At 55.9% G+C, this 297-nt stretch carries 1 protein-coding gene; it reads right to left on the reverse strand.

Annotated features, from left to right (window positions below):
• Window positions 1-297: hypothetical protein (locus ACQRAX_RS25680; protein ID WP_427867794.1), on the reverse strand; the 297-nt coding region annotated here is incomplete at both ends.

Below are 297 nucleotides of genomic sequence, written 5' to 3' on the forward strand. Positions count from 1 at the left end.
TCTTGGTCCTCCCGGCAACTCTCCAAGCAGCGTTGGGTCGACCCAGTTGCCTTCGAGAAACTGGTCGTAAAAATTGCTCTCTGTGACAGACAACTGACCTTTCGAAAAATAACGCTTCTCGATTATCGCTGGCTGCAAGGTCAGCTCTTTGCCCGCCAACGCTGCAGGCAGCTGGATTTGCACCCAGAAGCCCAGCCATCTCCTCGGGGTGCTGCCACCACCGTAAGACAAGGCCCTTGCCATTACTGTGGGGCGCTGCAAGGTCTCCAGCAGCATTTGCATTTGCTCGAGATGGCC

It is taken from the genome of Pseudomonas sp. UM16, assembly GCF_050312595.1.
Lineage (GTDB): Bacteria > Pseudomonadota > Gammaproteobacteria > Pseudomonadales > Pseudomonadaceae > Aquipseudomonas.